7 protein-coding genes are annotated in these 3252 nt (G+C 63.4%); 2 read left to right on the top strand and 5 right to left on the bottom strand.

The features are described from left to right. Positions 1–138 (bottom strand): DUF3349 domain-containing protein (locus ACN50D_RS31215; RefSeq protein WP_419970256.1); only part of this gene is annotated, 138 nt, incomplete at its 3' end. A gap of 252 nt (positions 139–390) precedes the next feature. After that, positions 391–630: a hypothetical protein gene (locus ACN50D_RS31210; RefSeq protein WP_212634119.1), complete on the bottom strand. Its 240-nt coding sequence runs from the start codon at positions 628–630 to the stop codon at positions 391–393. A gap of 950 nt (positions 631–1580) precedes the next feature. Here ACN50D_RS31210 and ACN50D_RS31205 point away from each other — a divergent pair. Continuing rightward, complete coding sequence (locus ACN50D_RS31205) at positions 1581–1823, top strand: hypothetical protein (protein ID WP_249343308.1); 243 nt, start codon at positions 1581–1583, stop codon at positions 1821–1823. A 92-nt stretch (positions 1824–1915) separates the two neighbouring features. Here ACN50D_RS31205 and ACN50D_RS31200 read toward each other — a convergent pair whose 3' ends face one another. The 3 genes from ACN50D_RS31200 to ACN50D_RS31190 form a co-directional block, all read right to left on the bottom strand. Then, on the bottom strand, positions 1916–2059 hold the full coding sequence (locus ACN50D_RS31200) for a hypothetical protein (protein ID WP_212634118.1): 144 nt from the start codon (positions 2057–2059) through the stop codon (positions 1916–1918). Between the two features lie 235 nt (positions 2060–2294). Continuing rightward, a complete protein-coding gene (locus tag ACN50D_RS31195; protein ID WP_212634117.1) occupies positions 2295–2459 on the bottom strand; it encodes a hypothetical protein in 165 nt (54 codons plus the stop codon). A gap of 60 nt (positions 2460–2519) precedes the next feature. Then, entirely contained in the window at positions 2520–2783 is a 264-nt protein-coding gene (locus ACN50D_RS31190; RefSeq protein WP_212634116.1) for a hypothetical protein, read from the bottom strand. Between the two features lie 83 nt (positions 2784–2866). Between ACN50D_RS31190 and ACN50D_RS31185 the strand changes: the two genes are divergently transcribed. Continuing rightward, positions 2867–2989: a hypothetical protein gene (locus ACN50D_RS31185; protein ID WP_283245773.1), complete on the top strand. Its 123-nt coding sequence runs from the start codon at positions 2867–2869 to the stop codon at positions 2987–2989. Positions 2990–3252: the final 263 nt, after the last annotated feature.

Raw genomic sequence — 3252 nt, 5'->3', positions numbered from 1 at the left:
ACGCAGGAGGGCCAACACCGCGAAATGATCCTTCTCCGGAATACCCTCCGGGTAACCACTACGAAGCCAGTCCAACACCGCTTTCAACGGATGACGCACCCGACACCTACTCTCATCGCCGAACCATACGACAGACATCCCGCAACCGGCGAAACATTGTTCAGCCGCGAGTCATGTGCGGTGCCACATCCCCGAAGACCCCACCGTCACCACCGCACACCGGAAATTCCGAACTGCCACCGCCCAGCAAATCAACGCTCGCGAAAGTCAAGGCGCGCAACGACAGCCAACGCTATACACAACACAAGCACCAGCACTGCAACATTGATCATCACGATCTCCCCTCCGGCAACCCTGCGGGGTCAGTCCCCAACGCACGGCGAACCAGACTCATACGGCAGTCTGGGCGAGCCTGTCGAGAAGCAACTTCTTCCCGATCTCCGCGCCCTTGCGGCTCTCGCTCTGGGCTTTACGGAACAGATCGGCCACTTCACCGTCCCCGTCACGCTCGGCATCATCGATGTAGGTCTGCATACGCAACGCATTACTCAACGACGCTTCGACGAACCAGATCAAGTTGTAGTCCTTGTCCCGCGTACCCGTCGCCGCACCGGATTCCTGCCCACTCATGGCCCTCTCTCCTTCTCGATTCCCACCGAACTGCCCCTCTCCATGGCCATACCCCGCACAGACGACGTCCACGCACCACACCGCACGCGCAGCATCAGCAAATCGTCAACGAACACACACCCCACACCTAAGAGAGAAACCCCGCGGCCACCGACAAAACGTGACGTGCACATCCCGCACCCCGCACCGGTTTCACCACCCGCCTTACCGGGTAATCCGCCCTGACGGCGGAACGCTGCACAAGCAACGAGTCGCCGAACAGGGCCTTCCCCGGCAAGCACCAACCGGCAACGGCCCGCGCGCATCCCACACAACGCGAGCCAACGGGATACGCCCGATTCGCCGGCTGCCGTCACCAGCAGCCGGCGAATCGCCCGCGAAAGAGTCTCCGATCGCCACTGGTCACACATCGCTGACCGAAAACTCCGCACCCAGGTTCCCTGCGACCACTTCGTCCCGCGGATAATCAGCAACTGCGATTGGATACCATCATCGGGCGCAGCACACACCGCGCACAGGTTGCACCCGGAGCGAGTCCATCGCCACCATCGCCCGGACCCGCGGTCTGCAAAAGACTGCCCGCCTCACCTGCCAGGGTCAGGCGCGCACGGCCCGCCGACGACAGTTCACCACCGACGTCGGCGGGCCACCCCGACCGTGAACACCGCACACGCCGCGGCCCGCTCGCGCAAGACGCAACCGAAAACCGCACTCCGTCGCCGGTTCCATCGCCGCCATCCTTCTGCACACCCCAGAACCCCGAACGCGGCGCCCGGTAGCTTGTTGATAGCCACGGGCGGATGATGCTACGGTCAATCTCGATTGTTGATCATGCACGCACTTCCTCAGGTCGGGGCCGAGTGGAGCACCTCAACCGATGCCAGAACACCCATCTTCGGCATCGCGCCACGTGGCAGGTCCCTCCCCGCATTGCCGTGGCGGAGGTTTGCGTGCTCAATAGATTCCGGCGGGAAGCAGCCGTCCTCGCCGCCTACCTCTCCCAATTCGAGACCGACGACACCGACTACGCAGAACACTGCCCCTACGTCGGCATCACCGGTGAGAGCCGGGCCCGCCCGCACGCCGACTACCAGCAGGCCTGCCGATGGATCGCCGCCACCGCGTGCACCGACGACGACATCGCCGCCCTCGCCCGCATGCGCCGCCGCTACGGCTTCCCCACCGAAACCTGACCCACTAATTTCCGTAAGCGGCTACGGACGGCCCCGCTGCCGCTCCCCAATCGGCCCCAGCGAATATCTCCCCAATCGGCCCCAGCGAATATTCAGGACTTTGTTCCGGTGCCTTTCGGAACGAGAGTGCCTCGGTCGGCGTACATCGCCTCGATCCGAGCCTTGATCTCGGCAGTACTCATCGAACCGCTGCGCACAGCCGGCCACGAGTTCGACCTCGAAGTCAGGACGTTCATCGGAAAAGCCCTTCACACATTGATGATTGAAGATTCGTAGCAGTACGCGAACGGCGTCAGACCATGCGACGTGAGCCGGGTAGGGTCCGTCTGATCGTTCGTCAGTAACGACCAGACGGACCCTGCACGCCCTCGCCCACAGGGAAGGACGCACAACTCACTCCGCCAACGGCGTCGACAAATTCCGGACGGGAATTACCAACCCCCACAGGCAGACACCTTGTTGGCAGGAAATCTACGCGGCGTGCAGAATCCGAGAAGAGGCGTCCTGCACACTCCGATTCGGTGCCATCGGCGCCGACGCCGCATCCGCGCAGCCGACCGTGACGACCTGACGCCACCACGCTTCACGTTCCTCGGATTCGGGCCACACCACCACATCGAGGTCATCGACATCCATGCGAGTACTCCTTCATGTCCTCTGACCACCTGTTACCCCGCCCGCCGACCTGTAAACACCTCACGGCGTCGAAGCCGGATCAACCACCGACTGCGGTGCCAGTGCCGGACTCGGCATGCCGATCTTCGGGCACCATGTGCCGCGGTGCCCGCCGGGCGGCAGTTTCGTAGGCAACAACGCCCCGCGATCGTCGTAGCGCTGGACATACAACCCCCAACTACTACCGCCGTTGGCGGCCGTCGCCGCCACGATCGCCTCGTTGTCCGACTCGAAGAACTCTTCGGCGCTCGATCCATCCGCGAACGTGAACCTGTACCGTTCCATCACGCCACCTCGCCGTCTGTCGAAAAAGCTGGTAGGCCGAAAACAACTCGTAGACAGTGTGTTCGGACGAAACTCTGCACGGTGTGCGTTCACGCTGCGCGCCGGAAAAGGTGATTGCCGAGCCGGTCACACTTCTCGCACTCTTCACCGTCCAAGGCCTGTACCCGCTGCTGCTCGGTACTCGCACAAGACGTCACAGTGTGTGAGCGTCTCGGCAACCACCGCACAAGAACCCACGGACCCTGCCCGCAAGTCCTCACACCCGAGGGTCCCCCGCTGCGCCGTCGAGGGCCGGGCAACGAGAAACCCGCCCACGCCCCTAACCCTGCGGAGGGGAGCGTTGGGTCGCCCGAGGCCGCATCACCGGAACCCGATACGTATACCGGGACACCATGATCGGCGGGGCCACCAAGCCGGGGTCGAGGGTGCAGCCGGCAATCCTGGTGAGCAACACCCACGCCGCCGGAGT

Origin of the sequence: Rhodococcus sp. SB1D, from assembly GCF_048573875.1 — a bacterium.
Taxonomy (GTDB): Bacteria; Actinomycetota; Actinomycetes; order Mycobacteriales; family Mycobacteriaceae; genus Rhodococcus_F; species Rhodococcus_F qingshengii.
This window is presented reverse-complemented; position numbering and strand designations above follow the sequence as displayed.